Source organism: Pseudactinotalea suaedae (assembly GCF_009733815.1).
GTDB classification, from domain to species: Bacteria; Actinomycetota; Actinomycetes; order Actinomycetales; family Beutenbergiaceae; genus Pseudactinotalea; species Pseudactinotalea suaedae.
Genome location: NZ_WNXY01000002.1, coordinates 324,978 through 341,321, shown reverse-complemented (window position 1 = coordinate 341,321; position 16,344 = coordinate 324,978). Strand labels below are relative to the sequence as shown.

The window sequence follows — 16,344 nt, the reverse complement described above, 5'->3', positions numbered from 1 at the left end:
ACGGACTTGGTCATTCATCCTAAAGTTTGTTCATGCAGACAAAGCGCTCCTTCACCGCGGAAGGCCGTCGTACGCAGATCGTCGAGGCGACCGTGCGTGTGATCGCTCGCGAGGGACTGACCAGGGCCTCCTTCGGCCGCATCGCTGCCGAGGGTGGCCTGTCGAGCCCCGGCATGATCAGCTACCACTTCGCCGACAAGGACGAGCTGCTGGCCGTGCTCTGCGACACGGTTCTCAGCGACTGCGTCCGCACGCTCGAGGAGGCCGTCGAGGCGGCGACCGATCCGGTCGAGGGCCTCACGGCCTACCTGACGGCGTTCGTGTCCTGGCAGGACACGCACCGCGACGAGGTGGCGGCGCTGCGGCGGCTGGCCGTGGACTGGAGGCGCCCCGGGGCGGCCGCCGCCTTCGACGAGCGGCCGCTCATGCAGCCGTTGCTCGGAGTGCTGCACGCGGGTCAGGCGTCCGGGGTGCTGCGGTCCTTGCACCCGGGCTGGGTGGCGCAGACCGTGCTGTGTGCGGTCGAGAGCTTCCCGCAGGCGCTGCACGAGGATCCCGAGCTGGATCCGCAGACGTTCGCGGAGACCCTCGTCGAGCTGTTCGGACGAGGCCTGGTGGTGTCATGAGCGCGGCGACGCAGGCAACCGCTGTCGTCGGATGGCGCGCCTTCGCCGTTGCGCGGGACCGCGCCATCCGTGGTCTGCGCGGTCGGGTGCTGGAGATCGGGGCTGGTGACGGCGCGAACTTCGGCCAGCTGTCGGCCGGCGTCGCGTGGGTCGGGCTGGAGCCCTCGCTACAGCGACGCACAGCGCTCGGCGAGAACGCTCGCCGCCACGGCCACGAGGCGGCGCCGATCGCAGCGCCCGCCGAATCGATCCCGCTGCCCGACGCCAGCATGGACAGCGTGCTGGCGACCACGGTGATGTGCAGCGTGGACGACCAGGCGCAGGTCCTCGCCGAGGTGGCGCGCGTGCTCGTCCCCGGCGGCCGCCTGGTGCTCGCCGAGCACGTCGCCGCCGCACCGGGTACCGCGATCAGGACGCTGCAGCGCCTCGCACGACCCTGGACGCGGCTGCTCGACCACGGCTGCGACCCGGTGCGTGACACCGAGAGCGCTGTGCGTGACAGCGCGCTGCGTATGGACGCGAGCAGGCGGTTCCTGATCCCGGTGCTCGGGCGGGTGCAGGTGCCGTTCGTCGTCATCGAGGCGACGAAGCAGGCCGGCGGTGGCACATCGGCATCGGCGCAGGAGGCATGAGCAGGGACCCGATGGGGTGATGCCGGTCCTCGCCGGGATCAGGCCTGACACACTGTCCACCATGGCGATCGAGCGGCGATCGGTGCTCAGGGTCGTCGGCCTTGCCGCCGCCCTGGCCGCCCTGATGGGCGTGGTCGCGTGCACCGGCGAACCCCCAGCGGCCGACCAGTCCTCCTCGCCCCCAGCGTCGCCGAGCGACCCCTCGGTGCCCTCGCAGCCCGAGGTCTCGGTGGTGGCCGAGGATCTCGACGTTCCCTGGTCGGTGACCTTCCACGACGGCACGGCGCTCGTCAGCGAACGCGAGACGGCCATGATCCTCGAGATCAACCCCGACGGGAGCGCGCGCGAGGTGGGTCAGGTCCGCGACGTCGCGCCGCGGGGTGAGGGTGGTCTGCTCGGCATCGCCATCCATGACGGCGACCTGTTCGTCTACCTCAGCGCGTCGGACGAGAACCGGATCGACCGGTACGACCTCACCGGTGAGAGCGGATCGCTCGGTCTCGGCGCCTCCGAGACCATCCTCGGCGGCCTGCCGGTGGCCCAGAACCACAACGGCGGCCGGATCGCGTTCGGCCCCGACGGCATGCTCTACGTCACCGCCGGCGATGCCGGCAACCCGGCCGGTGCCCAGGATCTGGGCACGCTCGCCGGCAAGATCCTCAGGGTGATGCCCGACGGCGACGTCCCCGCCGACAACCCGTTCGGTGGGTCACCGGTCTACAGCTACGGGCACCGCAACCCGCAAGGCATCGCCTGGGACGAGGACGGCGTCCTGTACGCGAGCGAGTTCGGCCAGAGCACCTGGGACGAGCTGAACGTGATCGAGGCCGGCGGCAACTACGGCTGGCCCGACGTGGAGGGCGCCGCCGGGCGGGAGGGGTTCATCGACCCGGTGCAGCAGTGGGACCCCGCCGAGGCCAGCCCCAGCGGCATCGCCGTCACGGGCGGAGCGATCTTCATCGCGAACCTGCGCGGTGAGCGCCTGCGCGTGGTCCCGCTGGACGACCTGACGGCCTCCAGCGAGCGCTTCGTCGGGGAGTACGGGCGGTTGCGCGACGTGGTGGTCGCCCCCGACGGCGCCCTGTGGCTGGTGACCAACAACACCGCCGGCAGGGGTGACGCGCAGCCCGGCGACGACCGGATCATCCGACTGACCGTCGGGTGAGCTGTAGATCGAGAGGACACCCGGCATGACGATCACGATCCGCCCGGCGACCGAGTTCGACGACGTCGCTGCGGTCCTCGGGCCCCGGTCGCCCACGGCGAACGTGTGCTTCTGCCTCAGCTACCGGCTCAGGTCCTCGAAGGAGAACAACGCGCTGCGCGGGCCCCAGCGTGGCGAGCGGGTGCGCGAGCTCTGTGCCCAGGACCCGGCACCGGGGGTGCTGGCCTACCTCGACGGCGAACCGGTGGGATGGGCCGCCGTCCACCCGCGGGCCGACACGAGCTTCGCGACGAACCGTCGGATCCCGCACGTCGACGACCTCGACGTGTGGAGCATCTGGTGCGTGCGGGTGCGCCCGGGCTACCGCAAGCGGGGGATCTCGCACGAGCTGGTCCGCGGCGCCGCGGCGTTCGCGGCCGAGAACGGCGCTCCCGCCGTCGAGGCCTACCCGGTCGACAACAAGGGTGAGAAGGTCGACCTGACGATGGCCTATGTGGGGACCCGGGCCCTGTTCGAGCGCGCCGGCTTCGTCAAGGCCGCCGACACCACCTCCGTGCTGAACGGGTTCCCTCGTGTGCTGATGCGGCTGGCGCCGGAGGCCGCCATCGGCCTGGGTGTCACGCTCCGTCAGGTGGTGCGGCGGCGCTCGGCCCGGTCGTAGCCGCTGGGGTGCGCTGTCGCCGCCGCAGGAACACCACGGTGAGGAGCGCGGGCACCCCGATCGCGACCAGCCACGGCAGCAGCGCACCGAGCACCACGAGCGCGCTGCCGACGAAGGAGACCAGCGCGTTCCACCCGCTCTCCAGGCCGCCGAGAAACCCGCCGCGGGCTGCCGCGGGTGAGGGCGGCACGCTGTCGAGGGAGACGGTCAGCGTGGACATGGCGACGCGGTCGCTGAGTGCCGCGCGCTGGGACTGCAGCGACTCCAGGTCCGCCTGACGCTCGCTCAGTGTCTTCTCGGTGGCGAGCAGGTCCTCGGTGGTCTCGGCACCGGCCATGATTTCCAGCAGGCGGTCCGTCGAGGTCTCGAGCGCCGCGATCCGGGCGTCGAGGTCGACGGCGATCGACGTCACGTCCTCCTCGGACTGGGAGACGGACTGGACCTCGCCCACGTCGGCGAGGTCGTCGATCATGCCGGTCAGCTCCTCGGACGGGATCCGCAGCACCAGCGACGCCCAGCCGGGATCGTGCTCGCCGGTACCGGCGTGCTCCTGCCGGGACTCCACGTGGCCGCCGCTCGCGGCGGCCAGCGCGGCGAGCTCGACGGCGGCCTCGCGTGGGTCGTCGACGAGCACCGAGGCGTCGGCGGTGATGATCACCTCGCGCCGCTCGCCGTCGATCGGGCTCATCGGGGTGTCGACGTCGCCGGCGGCCTCTTCCACCCCGCCGTCATCGCCACCGACCTGGCCGCTGTCGCCCTGGTCGGACCCGCCGCCGTCGGCGCCGCCACCGGAGGAGCAGCCCGCCAGCGCCAGCAGCGTCAGCGAGGCGGCAGCGAGAACGGCTCTGGTGCGGGTGGCGTCCATGCTGGGGACGCTAGGTGGTGGTTCACAGGGGCGGAAGGACCGTCACCGAGTCGACATCAGATCGATGCGTTCCCGTGACCTCGACGGCCGGATATCGGCTCCTTTGCAACGAATCGGCGGGCCGCGACACTGTCAGTGGAACGTTCGCCGGAGCCACGCGGTGAGGTCCGGGGCGACGCCGCGCACCACGTCGGCGGCTGCGGATCCGGGTGCGGCACCGGCCGCGAGCTCGACCACCGTGAACGCCTTCCACAGCAGCACCTCGCCCGCGGCGACCCGATCGCCGCCGGCCCGCTCGTAGGCCCCGACCACTTCGTCCGCCCGGGCGCGCTCCGGTAGTCCGGGCAGCAGGACGGCCAGGTCGAGGGCGGGTGCGCCCAGCGTGAGCCGCTCCCAGTCCAGGAGGACCGGCGCGCCGTCGCCACCGAGGCGCCAGTTCAGCGGGTTGGGGTCACCCGAGACCACACGGTCCAGCCCGCTCGTCGCGCTCCATCGTTCTTGCAGCTCACGCATCAGCGTCACGTCGGCAGCTTCCAGACCGAGCACAGCAGCCGCGGTCTCGGTGACCTCGTCGCTCCATCGCGGCCGATACCGGTCCGGCAGGGTGTCGAGAAGCTCGGGCGGAGCCTCATGGAGGCGTCGCAGCACCGTCACGGTGGCGGCGTCGGCGCCCCATCTGTCACGAGGCAGCGGCTCCGGGAGGTGCTCCAGCACCAGCCACGTGCCGTGCGTGGCGGTGCGGGCGATCGCGAGCGGTTCCGGCACCGGCACGCCGTGGCGGCGCAGCTCGGCGCCGACCGGGCCTGCGACCGCCGCCTCGACGGCGTCGACAGCTCCCTTGACGACGACGCTCAGCCGCCGCCCGTGCACCGCGAGCACCGTGCGCCCCGAGAGCCCGCCCAACGGCTCGCACTCATGGGTCGTGCCGACGAGGCGCGTGACGAGGTCCTCGACCTCACCCGGCAGGGCCGGCGTCGACACGGTTCGGCGTGCTCAGCCCTGCGGGAACCCCGGCTGCTGGCCGTAGCCCGGGGGCTGGCCGTACCCGGGCTGCTGCGGCTGCTGGCCGTAGCCCGGCTGCTGCTGGGGCGGGAACGGCTGCGCGCCGTACCCGGCGGCGGGCGGCTGCTGGCCCTGCGGGAAGGGGGCCTGGCCGCCGAAAGGCGGCTGCGAGGGCGCATCGGTCGGAGTCGGCGTGGGCTGCGGGTTCTTCGCCTGCTCGGCCGACTGCTTGGTGGCGCCGTCCTCGCCCTCGGCGATCGGGCTCACGACGACGGCTGTCCCGTACGCGCAGACCTCGGAGAAGGCCTGCGCGATGTCCCCGGTGTCGAAGCGCATCGCGATGACCGCGTTGGCGCCGCGCTGCTGGGCCTGCTGCACCATCCGTGCCATCACCTCCTCGCGGGAGGCGTAGACCAGGCTGGTGTACTCGTTCACCTCGCCGCCACCGATCGAACGGAAGCTCGCGATGAGGTTCTGGCCGATGTTGGCGCTGCGCACGGTCATCCCCATCACCTCGCCCAGGACGGCGTCGATGCGATAGCCGGGCACGGAGTTGGTGGTCACCACGATCATGGCCACATCTTGCACCTCGGTGCGCCGGACGGGCGGGACCTTGCTGCAAGGTCTGGCAACGTGTCGGCCGCACGGTCCCCGACACCTAGCCTGACGCAGGGAGGTCGAGATGACACAAGGACCAGTGCGGCTCGGGATCGTCGGGCACGGGGTGCAGGGCAGCAGCTACGCGCGAGCCATCAGCTCAGGTGAGGTCGAGGGGATGGTGCTGGGCGCCGTCTGCGACGTCGACGCCCGCAAGCGTGCGGACGCCGAGGGTTACGGAGTTCCGTTCCACGAGGACTACCGGGCGCTGATCGCCAGCGGCGACGTGGACGCGGTCGTCGCGACGCTGCCCCACTACCTGCACCCGGAGGTGGTCATCGCGGCGCTGGAGGGCGGACTGCACGCGCTCGCGGAGAAGCCCGCGGGCGTGTACGCCGCGCAGGTGCGCGAGATGAACGAGGTGGCGGCCGCGCACCCGGATCTCACCTTCGCCATCATGTTCAACCAGCGCACCAACCCGCTGTACCGCCGGATCAAGGAGATCGTCGACGCCGGCGAGATCGGTGCGATCCGACGCTCCAGCTGGATCATCACCACCTGGTACCGGCCGCAGGTGTACTACGAGCAGAGCGCCTGGCGCGCGACCTGGGGCGGCGAGGGCGGCGGCGTGCTCGTCAACCAGTCGCCGCACCAGCTCGACCTGTGGCAGTGGATCTGCGGCATGCCGGAGCGGGTGACGGCCAAGCTCGGCTTCGGCTTCCGCCGCGACATCGCCGTCGAGGACGAGGCGACGATCCTGGCCGACTACGGCGACGGCGTCACCGGCACCTTCATCACCGCGACCCACGACCTCATCGGTACCGACCGCTTCGAGATCCTCGGCGACCGGGGCAAGATCGTCGTCGACGGCTCAGCGCGCGCCACGGTCACCCGGCTCGACAAGGACGAGCAGGAGATCTCTGCCGCCGTCCCGCTCGAGGACGTCTTCCGCGTGGTCAGCGGCGGCAGCCAGCTGTACGACAGCGCGACCGAGACGATCGAGTTCGACTCCCGGTGGGGTGGCCAGCACCAGGAGGTGCTGCGCAACTTCGCCGCGAACATCCTCAGCGGCGAGCCGCTGATCGCGCCGGGATCGGACGGCATCAACGGCGTCAGGCTCGCCAACGCCGCGCACCTGTCCGCGTGGCTGGGCCGCGAGGTCGCCGTCGACGGCGAGGACGAGGCGTACCTGGCCGAGCTGAACGCACGCATCCGCGCCGAGGGCATGTTCCCCGAGCGCTCCTGAGTCGTCGCTGATCGGGCACGGCGTGCCCGACGGCGCCGCGCCCGCGCCGCGACGCTCGTGCCCCGACGGCGGACCGGCCGGACTTCACCCTTGGCACTCGACGCGCTGTGGCTTGCGTGGTTACTCGGTAACCCCTATGGTTACCGCGTAACTAAGGGGGACGAGGATGTCGGTCAAGCACGGACTGCTGGCGCTGCTGGCAGAGGAGCCGATGGGCGTGTACCGCCTGCGCAAGGAGTTCGAGGCACGCACGGGCGGGTCGTGGCCGGTGAACATCGGTCAGGTCTACTCGACGATGCAGCGGCTCGAGCGGGACGGGCTCGTGGCCAAGGCGTCGCAGCAGGACGAGGACGTCGAGCTGTACGAGCCGACCGAGAGCGGGCGAGCGGAGGCGGCCGCCTGGTGGCGTACCCCGGTCGCGCGCGGCGAGGTCGGGCGTGACGAGCTCGTCATCAAGCTCGCGCTCGCCGTCAGCGCGGTGGGTGTCGACGTGCGCGACATCGTGCAGGCACAGCGCTCCGAGACGATGCGGGCGATGCGGGACTTCACCAGGCTGAAGAGCCAGGTGCCCGCTCCCGGTGAGCCGATCTCCAGCCCTGAGCTCGCCTGGTCGCTGGTGCTCGACCACCACACCTTCACCGCCGAGGCCGAGGTGCGGTGGCTCGACCACATCGAGGCGAGCGTCGCGCGGGCGGTGCTCACGCAGTCGCGCACGGAGACCACGGATCGCGACGAGGCCGAGGTGCCCCGGTGAGCGATCCGGTCCTGCTCACGTTGGAGGGCGTGCGCAGGGTTCACGGCTCAGGGGCACGGGAGGTCGTCGCCCTCGACGGCGTCGACCTCACCGTGCGCCTGGGCGAGCTGGTCGCCGTGATGGGGCCCTCGGGCTCGGGCAAGTCCACGCTGCTGAACGTGGCGGGCGGGCTCGACACCCCGACGTCGGGAACGGTCACGATCGCCGGCGACGTGCTCTCCGAGATGGACGCCAAGGGCCGGGCGGCGCTGCGTCGCAAGCGGATCGGGTACGTGTTCCAGGACTTCAACCTCATCCCGGCGCTCACGGCGGCCGAGAACGTGTCGCTCCCGCGGGAGCTCGACGGCGTCCCGGCCCGCCGGGCGCGCACCGAGGCCAAGGCGGCGCTCGCCGAGGTGGGCCTGGAGAAGCAGGCGCGCAGGTTCCCGGACGAGCTCTCCGGCGGTCAGCAGCAGCGAGTCGCGATCGCCCGGGCGCTCGTGGGCCCGCGCCGGTTGGTGCTCGCCGACGAGCCGACCGGGGCGCTGGACTCGGTGACCGGGGAAGCCGTGATGCGGGTGCTGCGCGCCCGCGTGGATGCCGGCGCCGCGGGACTGCTGGTCACCCATGAGCCGCGGTTCGCGGCCTGGGCGGACCGCACGGTGTTCCTGCGCGACGGCACGGTCGTCGACTCCACAGGCACCGACGAGCCGGAGGCGCTGCTCGCCGACTCGTCCACGGGAACGTGAGCACCTGGGCGGCCCGCTGGCGGGTCGCGCTGCGGATCGCCTGGCGGGACGCGCGGCGCAACAAGGGCCGAACGGTACTGGTCGTCGCGATGATCGCCCTGCCGCTGCTCGCGGGGACGACTCTGATCACGGTGCTGCGTTCCGCCACCCCGACTCTGGCGACGACGGCTCAGGTTGAGCTCGGCGACGCTGCGCAAGCGCGGGTCCAGGCGACCGGTTGCGGCGATGGGCTCGTGCAGAGCATCGACGGCTACCTGTCGTCGTGCATGGGCGACATCGTCGAGACTCCCGACCAAGGGGTTCTGCTCGCGGAGACCTTCGGGTCGGATCTTGTCGTGGCGCTGGACGCCACCGGCACAATCAGCAGCGGCGCCGCGGCACGGACCTGGAACGTTCGCGAGGTCGACCTCGCAGCACTACCCGGCATCGTCGCACCGACCGACGGCCGGTTGCCTCGGGAAGCGGGGGAGGGTGTCATCGGGGAGCCACTGGCACAGCAGCTCGGCGTGTCGGTCGGCGATCCGGTCGAGGTCACCCTCGACGGGCAGACCACTGTCATCGAGATCGTCGGCACGACGGCGGACATCCAGACGTTCTCGTTCACGGTCACAGAAGCCGATGCTCACTACCTCTACGTGGCGCCGGGGACCCTGCCGACAGACGGCGTCGGGTCGAGGCTCTGGTTCGTCATAGGCGACGACCCAGTGAGCTGGGAACAGGTTCTGGAGCTCAATGCTGCCGGCCTGCTGGTCCAGAGCCGCGCCGTGCTGCTCGACCCACCCTCCGCCGGCGCCGTCCCGTTCAACGACGTCAACGGACCCGACCTACGCATGACCGCCTATGTCGCGGGTGTCGGGGCACTGCTGCTCATCGAGCTCGTGCTCTTGATCGGGCCGGCCTTCGCGGTGGGTGCGCGGCAGCAGGCTCGCCAGCTGGCCCAGGTAGCAGCCCACGGTGGCTCGCCGCGAGACCTGCGCCGGATCGTGCTCGCGAGCGGCCTCGTCACCGCGCTTGCCGGTGGCGGAGCCGGGATTGTCCTCGGGCTTCTCGCGGGCCTGGTGATCTACGTGGTGCTCGGCCGTACCGATTCGGCGCTCCCGAACCTGGTGCTGCCTACGTGGGAGGCCCCGCTTCTGCTGCTGGTCGCGCTCGCAGTCGGACTTGCGGCAGCATCGATCCCGGCACGGACGGCATCCCGCGCGGATGTCGTCGCCACACTCGGCGGTCGTCGCGTCGAGGCGACCACGCCGCGCGGTGTGCCTCGGCTGGGGCTAGCAGTCGCCGTGCTGGGGACGCTGACCGCTGCCCTCGGGGCGCTGATCGTCGAGCCCGTCGTGCTTCTGAGCGGTGTGGTGCTGCTCGAGATCGGGATCATCCTCTCGGCGGGCGGCGCCGTCGCGCTCGTCGCCCGGTTCGCGCCGCGGGTGGGCGTCGCCGGGCGGTTCGCCCTCCGCGAGGCAGCCAGGCACCGTACAAGGACCGGGCCGGCCGTCGCAGCGGTGATCGCCGCCGTCGCTGTGGCGAGCACCTTGATGATGTACGTCGCAGGAACGGAGCGAGCGCAGCAGGACGACTGGGAACCCCTGCTTCCCGACCCGAGCGTCGTCGTCCGGTTCTCGCCTGGCCTCGATCCGGACGAGGGTGCGGAGCTGGTGGCGTCGGTGGCCGACGAGACGGGCTCGGAGGTCCCGTTCGATGCGATCCATCCGGTAGTCGCGATCGCGACCGAGGGCGCCGATTCTGTGAGGCTCGCCGACATCCATGCGGAGGTGGCACCGGAGAAGGGATGCCCCGAGGACCAGCTCACGGACGCCGAACGACGGACCGACCCGCGCTGTCAGAATGTCTTCCACTCGGGCCCGTTCGGCGCGATGGTCGACGACGGCACGCTCATGGCGGAGCTGAAGATCGCCGACGACCGTGCGAGCGAGTTGTTGGCCTCTGGAGGTGCACTCGTTCCGAGCGACATCTTCGTCTGGTCCGATGGTCGGGCGCACCTCCGCATCGACACGTTCGATCCGTCGTCGGCGGACGAACCCGGGTTTCGTACGGTGACGTCCGACGCCGCGGTCGTGGACTGGGCTGATCGGTTGGGTTCCCTCGTCATCTCCCCGCAGGTGGCCGAGGCCGCAGGTCTGGAGTCCGTCGCGGCTGGAGCGCTGGTGGTCAGCGCAGAACCACTGGACGATGTCGACGTCGCTCGGCTGACCGGGGCGTTCTACGAGATGGACGATGGCGTGCAGGTCTGGCGCGACGACCCGCCGATGTCGAGCACGGGGACGCCACTGATGATCGCGCTCGCGATCGCGACGATCGTGGCGCTCGTCGCCACCGGCCTGGCCACCGGACTGGCAGGGTCGCACATCGCGCCTGACCTGGCTACGTTGCTGGCCGTCGGGGCGGCACCACGCACTCGCCGTCGCATCGTCGCGGCCCAATCGGTCGTGATCGCTGGCGTCGGTGCCGCTCTGGGGACGATCGCCGGCCTGGCGCTCGGTGGGGTGGTGGTGCTGTGGGAGCGCGCGCAAGGAGCGTGGCCCGACTTCCCGTTCGTCGTACCGTGGCAACTCCTTGCCCTCGTCGTCGCGATTCCGGCCGTGGCCGGAGCCAGTGGCTACCTCTTCGTACGGTCCAGGCTGCCGTTGGTCCGGCGTCTCGCGGATTGACGGCTCGTCGAGCTAGCCCCCGTTCGGCACATCGTCGGGTGTCGCCTCGTGGCCGGCCTCGCCCTCGGTCCGTTCGCGCTGCTTCATGCGCGCCTCGTAGATGTGACGGCGACCGCCGACCAGCCGCTCGCGCACGTCGCGCTCGAGCTCGCGGAACAGCGACCAGTAGTTGTCGTCGTAGTCCTCGACGATCTGGAAGGTCCAGCGGCCCGCGATCACGTTGCGGCCGAGGAGCTCGCGCTCGATGCGCTCGACCACCTCGCCCTCCCCGGCGTCGCGCAACGCCTGGACCGCTTCGCCGAGCTCGATGTCGGCGCTCCCGGTCAGCTGGTGGAAGGAGTACAGGTGCCCACGCGCACGCTCGCACGTCTCGAGCGCCTCGGTGATCTTCCCGACGGCGTCGACCACCGCGTCGGAGACCCCCGACGGGGCGGTGTGGTCGGGCGCAGGCAGCTCCGCGGAATCGTCCATGTGCCCACTCTGCCAGCGTGCGAGCGCGCCGTCAGCGGTGTGCGGCGAGTGCGTCGCGCAGGATGGCGACGGCCTTCGGCCCGATCCCGTGCAACGAGGCGAGCTCGGCCTCCGAGAGGCGAGCGAGCTCGTCGAGCGAGGTGATGCCCGCCTCTGCGAGCGCCCGGGTGGCCGGTCGCCCGATGGAGCGGGGCAGGTCACCAGCGACGTCTGCGCGCTGGCCGCGCGCACCGTTCTCGGTCGAGGACGCTGCCTTCCGCAGCTGCCGGTCGTCGGTCATCGCCGCGCCCGCCACCACACCAGCAGCGCCAGCGCCGCCGTCACGAGCCCCACGGACTCCGAGACCGCCGCCATGACCTGCCAGCTGTCCCAGAACGCCTCCCGGAGCCCGAAGAAGCCCCTCGGCGTGTGCGAGATCAGCAGTGCCAGCAGCGAGGCGCCGTGGAACCCGACCGCCAGGACGCGCCACACCCAGTGCGCGCTCGCGATCAGGGCCACAGCGATCACCGCGCCGGCCACCGCGTTGACGGCGAACATCGGGCCGACCACCGGCACGATCGACCACCCGTCGAGGAACAGGTAGCCGTGCACGACGGCGGAGACGGCCGTGGCGATCGCGGCGATCCTGCGCAGCCCGGTGGCGTCACCGGGCGTTCTGACGGCGGTGGTAGTCATCGGGTCAACGTCCTCACGCACCCATTGTGCTGGCCGCCACGGACGATGCGGCGCCTTCGACTCCCGGGGCGTCGGTCGGTCGTGCTTGGCTAGCTCCATGACCTCGAGCACTTGCACCGCTGCGGCACCCCACCACTGCCTGAGCCGCCGCGCCGCGCTGGCGGCCGGCGGCGCGGCCGCGACGGCGGTGCTCGCCGCGTGCAGCGGTGGCACACCGCCGCCCAGCACGGGTGACCCGGGTGCCGCGCCGGTCACGCTCGGCACGATCGACGACATCCCGGTCGGCGGCGCCATCGCGGCCTCGAGCGAGGTCGCGGGCGATCTGCTGCTGACCCGACCCGCCGAGGGTGAGGTGCACGCGTTCTCGGCCGTGTGCACACACGCAGGCTGCGCCGTCGAGCCCGGTGACGGAGAGCTCAGCTGTCCCTGTCACGGCTCGGTGTTCGATCTCGCCACGGGAGAGCCGGTCCGGGGGCCGGCGACCGACCCGCTGCCCGAGGTCGCGGTCGAGGTCGGCGAGGACGACAGCATCCTCGGCTGAGACGACGGCGACCTCAGGACCCAGGCACGGGCTGGCCGACCGTCGGCCGGGGCCTGGCTACTCGAGCTCGTTGTAGTACCCCACCAGCGCCGGGTAGTAGTCGTCGAACGGTGCCGGGGCCAGGCCGGACCTGATCGCGACGAGGCGGTCCATGTAGTACTCCCACCCGGGACCGACGCTGCTGATGTCGTCGCCCTGCTCGATCAGCTGGTTCAGCTCCACCACGGTCTCCTCGCCGTGCGGGCGCACGTCGACCTGCAGCTGCCACGTCCCGGCCTCGCTCAGGAGCTCGACCTGCAGACGCTTCGGCGGGTCGCAGTCGATGATGGTCACGCGCTCGGGCTGGGCGCTCGCCTCGGCCGTCATCGTGAGCTCGACGACGTTGCCGACCCCGCCCTCACCCTGCCACCGGCCGATCCACTGCTCGAGCTTGTCCGACTCGGTGACCCACGCCCAGACGTCCTTCGGGTCGGCCAGGAGGGTGCGCCGTACCACCAGCTCCAGCCCGTCCCCGGTGGTGCGCAGAAACCCTGTGCCCTCGGCCATCGGCCCTCCTCGTCCGTCGGTGCGTCGACCTGACGCTACCCAGCGCGAGCCCGTGCGACAACGCGCGGCGGGAAGTTCTCCCCGACGGCGGTGCCCGGCGCGCTCAGCGGCTGCCTCTAGGCTGCTCGCGGCCCGCCACGCCGGACGACGAGTCCGGCCTTCATGCGAGGAGCACGAATGAGCCAGTACCAGCCGCCCCAGGGCGGACCCACCCCTCAGCCCAGCCCGTTCCCGCAGCAGCAGGCTCCGCAGGGCTTCGGGCAGGGGTCCCAGGCGCCGCAGGGCTTCGGCCAGCAGTCGCAGCCGCAGTTCGGCCAGCAGTCGCAGGCGCAGTTCGGACAGCCTGGTTTTCCGCAGCAGGGCTTCCAGCAGCCCCCGGCCGAGCCGGGTCTGTTCGACACCAGCTTCGCCAGGCCGACCACGCCCAAGGTGGCCAAGACCGCCTACATCTCGGTGATCGTCCTGGCCGGCACCCTGGTGCTGTACGGGCTGTTCTCGGCGATCTCCTCGTTCTCGACCGCAGCCAGCATGTCCGACTACCCGGGCGGCGGCGGCGCCAGCTTCGTGCTGGCCGGCATCGGGCAGCTGCTGCTCCTGCCCGCCCTCGGCTTCGCCATCCTGACGCTGGGCCGGCTGGCGATCGAGTACTTCGTCCAGACCCACAAGGCGCGCGAGGCAGCGGCGACCGCAGGGTCCTCCGAGAAGGCCTGATCCGCTCGAGGGACGAACCCAGGTCGACGCGACCATCGCCGTCGGCCGGGTTCGCTCCGGAGGCCTGTCAGTGGCTGGAGATGTCGGCCACGGACTTGTCGGGCCGCCACCCCCGCCAGCGCGGATGGCGCAGCCGCCCCGCCGGTGACCACTCGCCGAACTCGACCTCGGCGACCTGCACCGGGTCGAGCCAGTGCGCGCCTTTGGCGTCGAGCGCCGGGACGTCCGCGGCGGGCGAGTCGGCCCGCTGCAGCGGCTCGAACCTGCCCAGCCAGGCGCTCGTCTCCCGCTCGGTGAATCCCGACCCGACACGTCCTACGTAGCGCAACGCCCCGTCCTCGCCGGGGACCCCGAGCAGCAGCGAGCCCACCTTCCCGGCACGGTTCCCGCCGCCCTCGCGCCACCCGATCACCACCACCTCCTGCGCCAGCGTGTGCTTGAGCTTGAGCCAGGCGGGTGATCGACGACCGGGGGAGTAGCGCGAGTCGCGACGCTTCGCCACCACGCCTTCCAGGCCCAGGTCGGCACTGGCGGACAGGGCGTCGGAGCCGTGGTCGCTGGTCGGTGGGACGTGGACGATGCCCTGCTCGGTGACGAGGGCCTCGAGCGCGTCGCGGCGGTCGACGTACGGCTCGGCGGTCAGCGAGGTCTCCTCGACCTCGAGCACGTCGAACAGCATCAGGTGCACCGGCCGCCGTTGGGCGGCACGCGCGATCTCGGGTTCCTTGGTCGCCTGCATCCGCGGCTGCAGCAGCGAGAAGCTGGGGCGCCCCTCGTCGTCCAGCGCGACGATCTCGCCGTCGAGCACGGCGCGGTGCGCCGCCACCAGGTCCGGCAGGACGCTCAGCTCGGGGTACTGCGCGGTCTGGTCGCGGCCGCTGCGAGACATCAGTCGCACCCGGTCGCCCTCGACCTCCACGATCGCGCGGACCCCGTCCCACTTCATCTCGTACGACCAGCCGGGCTCGTCGGGGAGGGCGTCGGCGAGCGTCGCCATCATGGGTTTGGGGAGCACCTCGCGGCGTGTGCGCGGCACGCCCGACGGCGTGGCTCGCTTCTTCTGGCGGGTCGGGTCCATGAGATGGATCAGCCAGTTCTCGCCCGTGCGGATCAGGGCGAGCGTGCTGGTGCGACCCGGGCCCTGGGCGAGGCCGCCGTCCTGGCGCCCGGTGAGGGTGACGATGACCTCCTTGCCGTCGCGCCACTTGCTGGTCGTGTAGGTGCCCGAGTCCCAGATGGTCATCTCGCCGGCGCCGTACTCGCCGGCAGGGATCGTGCCCGAGAAGGTCGCGTACTCCATGGGGTGGTCCTCGGTCTGGACCGCGAGGTGGTTGCTGTCCGGGTCGTCGGGGACGCCCTTGGGCAGCGCCCAGCTCACCAGCACGCCGTGGCGCGCCAGCCGCAGGTCCCAGTGCAGGCGGGACGCGTGGTGCTCCTGGATCACGAACTCCCGTGCAACGGTGGCGTCGAGGTCGTCGCTGCCGTGCGCCTCGGGGACGGGCTCGGGCGTGCGTGCGGCGTCGCGCTTGGCGCGGTAGGTGGACAGCCGGTCGGAACCGGCGCCCACGCCGGGCGGGCGCCCGATCGGGCCCATCGGGTCGCCACGATCGGCCACGAGCGCGAGCACCTCGTCGAGCTCGAGATGGCGGAGGTCCGGGTCCTCGAGCTCGGCCCAGGTGCGAGGCGTGGCGACCTGCGGGCGGGTCGTGCCACGCAGCGAGTAGGGGCAGATCGTCGTCTTGTTGCCGTTGTTCTGCGACCAGTCGAGGAACACCCGCCCTGTCCGGGCCGACTTGGTCATCTCCGAGACCACGAGCTCGCGGTGGTCGGCCTCGAGGCTGCGCGCGAGCTCCTTGGCGAGCGCGGACGTCTGGGCAGAGGTGTAGCTGCCGTCGAGCGGCGCGTACAGGTGGATGCCCTTGCTGCCGCTGGTGACCGGATAGGTGGGCAGCCCCATCTGGTCGAGGATCTCCTTGACCAGGCGTGCGACGTGGGCGACCTGGGTGAGCACGACGCCGGGGCCGGGGTCCAGGTCGAAGACGATCCGATCGGGGTTCATGGGACGCAGGTCGGCATCGAAGCGCCACTGCGGCACGTGCAGCTCCAGCGCGGCCACCTGCGCGAGCCATGCCAGCGTGGGGCGGTCGTTCGCGATCGGGTAGACGACCTCGCCGTCGGAGTGCTGCATCGTCGCCCGGTGCACCCAGTGCGGCGTGCCGCCGCCGAGGTTCTTCTGGAAGAACACCTCGCCCTCGACGCCGTTCGGCCAGCGCTTGCGCGTGACCGCCCGGTCGGCGCAGTGTGGCACCATCACGTCGGCGATCTGGGCGTAGTAGCGGAGCACGTCCGCCTTGGTGGTGCCGGTCTCGGGGTAGAGCACCTTGTCGAGGTTCGTCACCCGTAGCTGGACGCCGTCGACCCCGACGGTCGCCTCGCTGCTCGCCTCGCGCACGCCCAC

The 16,344-nt window shown here is 71.7% G+C and carries 18 protein-coding genes; 10 read left to right on the top strand and 8 right to left on the bottom strand.

Annotated elements, in window-relative coordinates:
* The first annotated feature begins 32 nt into the window (after positions 1 to 32).
* From GPA04_RS04970 to GPA04_RS04955, 4 genes are all read left to right on the top strand, one after another.
* On the top strand, positions 33 to 626 hold the full coding sequence (locus GPA04_RS04970) for a TetR/AcrR family transcriptional regulator (RefSeq protein ID WP_156222955.1): 594 nt from the start codon (positions 33 to 35) through the stop codon (positions 624 to 626).
* On the top strand, positions 623 to 1,258 hold the full coding sequence (locus GPA04_RS04965; RefSeq protein ID WP_156222954.1) for a class I SAM-dependent methyltransferase: 636 nt from the start codon (positions 623 to 625) through the stop codon (positions 1,256 to 1,258). Before GPA04_RS04970 ends, GPA04_RS04965 begins: the two co-directional genes overlap by 4 nt.
* A gap of 61 nt (positions 1,259 to 1,319) precedes the next feature.
* Complete coding sequence (locus GPA04_RS04960; RefSeq protein WP_194238930.1) at positions 1,320 to 2,423, top strand: PQQ-dependent sugar dehydrogenase; 1,104 nt, start codon at positions 1,320 to 1,322, stop codon at positions 2,421 to 2,423.
* A gap of 25 nt (positions 2,424 to 2,448) precedes the next feature.
* Positions 2,449 to 3,084: a GNAT family N-acetyltransferase gene (locus GPA04_RS04955; RefSeq protein WP_156222953.1), complete on the top strand. Its 636-nt coding sequence runs from the start codon at positions 2,449 to 2,451 to the stop codon at positions 3,082 to 3,084.
* Here the strand turns inward: GPA04_RS04955 and GPA04_RS04950 are convergent.
* The 3 genes from GPA04_RS04950 to GPA04_RS04940 form a co-directional block, all read right to left on the bottom strand.
* Positions 3,041 to 3,949, bottom strand: coding sequence for a DUF4349 domain-containing protein (locus GPA04_RS04950; RefSeq protein WP_156222952.1), 909 nt, complete (start codon positions 3,947 to 3,949; stop codon positions 3,041 to 3,043). The two genes, GPA04_RS04955 and GPA04_RS04950, sit on opposite strands and share 44 nt — an antisense overlap.
* Positions 3,950 to 4,081: 132 nt before the next feature.
* The gene (locus tag GPA04_RS04945; protein WP_156222951.1) at positions 4,082 to 4,930 is read right to left on the bottom strand and encodes a phosphotransferase family protein; all 849 of its coding nucleotides are present in this window, start codon (positions 4,928 to 4,930) and stop codon (positions 4,082 to 4,084) included.
* Between the two features lie 12 nt (positions 4,931 to 4,942).
* Complete coding sequence (locus GPA04_RS04940; protein ID WP_156222950.1) at positions 4,943 to 5,524, bottom strand: YbjQ family protein; 582 nt, start codon at positions 5,522 to 5,524, stop codon at positions 4,943 to 4,945.
* Between the two features lie 109 nt (positions 5,525 to 5,633).
* Here GPA04_RS04940 and GPA04_RS04935 point away from each other — a divergent pair, with 109 nt between their 5' ends.
* The 4 genes from GPA04_RS04935 to GPA04_RS04920 all read left to right on the top strand — a co-directional run bounded on the left by GPA04_RS04935 (position 5,634) and on the right by GPA04_RS04920 (position 10,942).
* The gene (locus GPA04_RS04935; RefSeq protein ID WP_156222949.1) at positions 5,634 to 6,794 is read left to right on the top strand and encodes a Gfo/Idh/MocA family protein; all 1,161 of its coding nucleotides are present in this window, start codon (positions 5,634 to 5,636) and stop codon (positions 6,792 to 6,794) included.
* A 166-nt stretch (positions 6,795 to 6,960) separates the two neighbouring features.
* Positions 6,961 to 7,548, top strand: coding sequence for a PadR family transcriptional regulator (locus GPA04_RS04930; RefSeq protein WP_156222948.1), 588 nt, complete (start codon positions 6,961 to 6,963; stop codon positions 7,546 to 7,548).
* A complete protein-coding gene (locus tag GPA04_RS04925; RefSeq protein WP_156222947.1) occupies positions 7,545 to 8,276 on the top strand; it encodes an ABC transporter ATP-binding protein in 732 nt (243 codons plus the stop codon). Before GPA04_RS04930 ends, GPA04_RS04925 begins: the two co-directional genes overlap by 4 nt.
* Entirely contained in the window at positions 8,273 to 10,942 is a 2,670-nt protein-coding gene (locus GPA04_RS04920) for an FtsX-like permease family protein (protein WP_156222946.1), read from the top strand. Before GPA04_RS04925 ends, GPA04_RS04920 begins: the two co-directional genes overlap by 4 nt.
* 12 nt (positions 10,943 to 10,954) lie before the next feature.
* Here the strand turns inward: GPA04_RS04920 and GPA04_RS04915 are convergent, their stop codons facing one another.
* Genes GPA04_RS04915 through GPA04_RS04905 form a run of 3 tightly spaced genes read right to left on the bottom strand, consistent with a single transcriptional unit; the run spans position 10,955 to position 12,088 of the window.
* A complete protein-coding gene (locus GPA04_RS04915) occupies positions 10,955 to 11,413 on the bottom strand; it encodes a hypothetical protein (protein ID WP_156222945.1) in 459 nt (152 codons plus the stop codon).
* 31 nt (positions 11,414 to 11,444) lie between these two features.
* Complete coding sequence (locus tag GPA04_RS04910; protein WP_156222944.1) at positions 11,445 to 11,693, bottom strand: helix-hairpin-helix domain-containing protein; 249 nt, start codon at positions 11,691 to 11,693, stop codon at positions 11,445 to 11,447.
* Positions 11,690 to 12,088 carry a hypothetical protein gene (locus GPA04_RS04905; protein ID WP_156222943.1) on the bottom strand — a complete coding sequence of 133 codons (399 nt, stop codon included), beginning with the start codon at positions 12,086 to 12,088 and terminating at the stop codon, positions 11,690 to 11,692. The genes GPA04_RS04910 and GPA04_RS04905 overlap by 4 nt, the downstream gene beginning before the upstream one ends.
* Positions 12,089 to 12,185: 97 nt before the next feature.
* On the opposite strand from GPA04_RS04905, the gene GPA04_RS04900 reads away from it, so the two are divergent.
* Complete coding sequence (locus GPA04_RS04900) at positions 12,186 to 12,629, top strand: Rieske (2Fe-2S) protein (protein ID WP_156222942.1); 444 nt, start codon at positions 12,186 to 12,188, stop codon at positions 12,627 to 12,629.
* A 57-nt stretch (positions 12,630 to 12,686) separates the two neighbouring features.
* Here GPA04_RS04900 and GPA04_RS04895 read toward each other — a convergent pair whose 3' ends face one another.
* Positions 12,687 to 13,175: an SRPBCC domain-containing protein gene (locus GPA04_RS04895; protein WP_156222941.1), complete on the bottom strand. Its 489-nt coding sequence runs from the start codon at positions 13,173 to 13,175 to the stop codon at positions 12,687 to 12,689.
* Between the two features lie 177 nt (positions 13,176 to 13,352).
* Between GPA04_RS04895 and GPA04_RS04890 the strand changes: the two genes are divergently transcribed.
* Complete coding sequence (locus GPA04_RS04890; RefSeq protein WP_156222940.1) at positions 13,353 to 13,886, top strand: DUF4282 domain-containing protein; 534 nt, start codon at positions 13,353 to 13,355, stop codon at positions 13,884 to 13,886.
* Positions 13,887 to 13,953: 67 nt separating this feature from the next.
* On the opposite strand, the gene GPA04_RS04885 is transcribed toward GPA04_RS04890, so the two are convergent.
* Entirely contained in the window at positions 13,954 to 16,338 is a 2,385-nt protein-coding gene (locus tag GPA04_RS04885) for an ATP-dependent DNA ligase (protein WP_241680612.1), read from the bottom strand.
* Between the last annotated feature and the right edge of the window lie 6 nt (positions 16,339 to 16,344).

What these genes read in the sequence shown, in the direction of transcription:
- GPA04_RS04900 (WP_156222942.1), top strand. Translation starts at nt 12,186, where the DNA reads ATGACCTCGAGCACTTGCACCGCTGCGGCACCCCACCACTGCCTGAGC.
- GPA04_RS04950 (WP_156222952.1), bottom strand. Translation starts at nt 3,949, where the DNA reads ATGGACGCCACCCGCACCAGAGCCGTTCTCGCTGCCGCCTCGCTGACG.
- GPA04_RS04955 (WP_156222953.1), top strand. Translation starts at nt 2,449, where the DNA reads ATGACGATCACGATCCGCCCGGCGACCGAGTTCGACGACGTCGCTGCG.
- GPA04_RS04895 (WP_156222941.1), bottom strand. Translation starts at nt 13,175, where the DNA reads ATGGCCGAGGGCACAGGGTTTCTGCGCACCACCGGGGACGGGCTGGAG.
- GPA04_RS04930 (WP_156222948.1), top strand. Translation starts at nt 6,961, where the DNA reads ATGTCGGTCAAGCACGGACTGCTGGCGCTGCTGGCAGAGGAGCCGATG.
- GPA04_RS04890 (WP_156222940.1), top strand. Translation starts at nt 13,353, where the DNA reads ATGAGCCAGTACCAGCCGCCCCAGGGCGGACCCACCCCTCAGCCCAGC.
- GPA04_RS04910 (WP_156222944.1), bottom strand. Translation starts at nt 11,693, where the DNA reads ATGACCGACGACCGGCAGCTGCGGAAGGCAGCGTCCTCGACCGAGAAC.
- GPA04_RS04970 (WP_156222955.1), top strand. Translation starts at nt 33, where the DNA reads ATGCAGACAAAGCGCTCCTTCACCGCGGAAGGCCGTCGTACGCAGATC.
- GPA04_RS04915 (WP_156222945.1), bottom strand. Translation starts at nt 11,413, where the DNA reads ATGGACGATTCCGCGGAGCTGCCTGCGCCCGACCACACCGCCCCGTCG.
- GPA04_RS04965 (WP_156222954.1), top strand. Translation starts at nt 623, where the DNA reads ATGAGCGCGGCGACGCAGGCAACCGCTGTCGTCGGATGGCGCGCCTTC.
- GPA04_RS04940 (WP_156222950.1), bottom strand. Translation starts at nt 5,524, where the DNA reads ATGATCGTGGTGACCACCAACTCCGTGCCCGGCTATCGCATCGACGCC.
- GPA04_RS04960 (WP_194238930.1), top strand. Translation starts at nt 1,320, where the DNA reads ATGGCGATCGAGCGGCGATCGGTGCTCAGGGTCGTCGGCCTTGCCGCC.
- GPA04_RS04905 (WP_156222943.1), bottom strand. Translation starts at nt 12,088, where the DNA reads ATGACTACCACCGCCGTCAGAACGCCCGGTGACGCCACCGGGCTGCGC.
- GPA04_RS04935 (WP_156222949.1), top strand. Translation starts at nt 5,634, where the DNA reads ATGACACAAGGACCAGTGCGGCTCGGGATCGTCGGGCACGGGGTGCAG.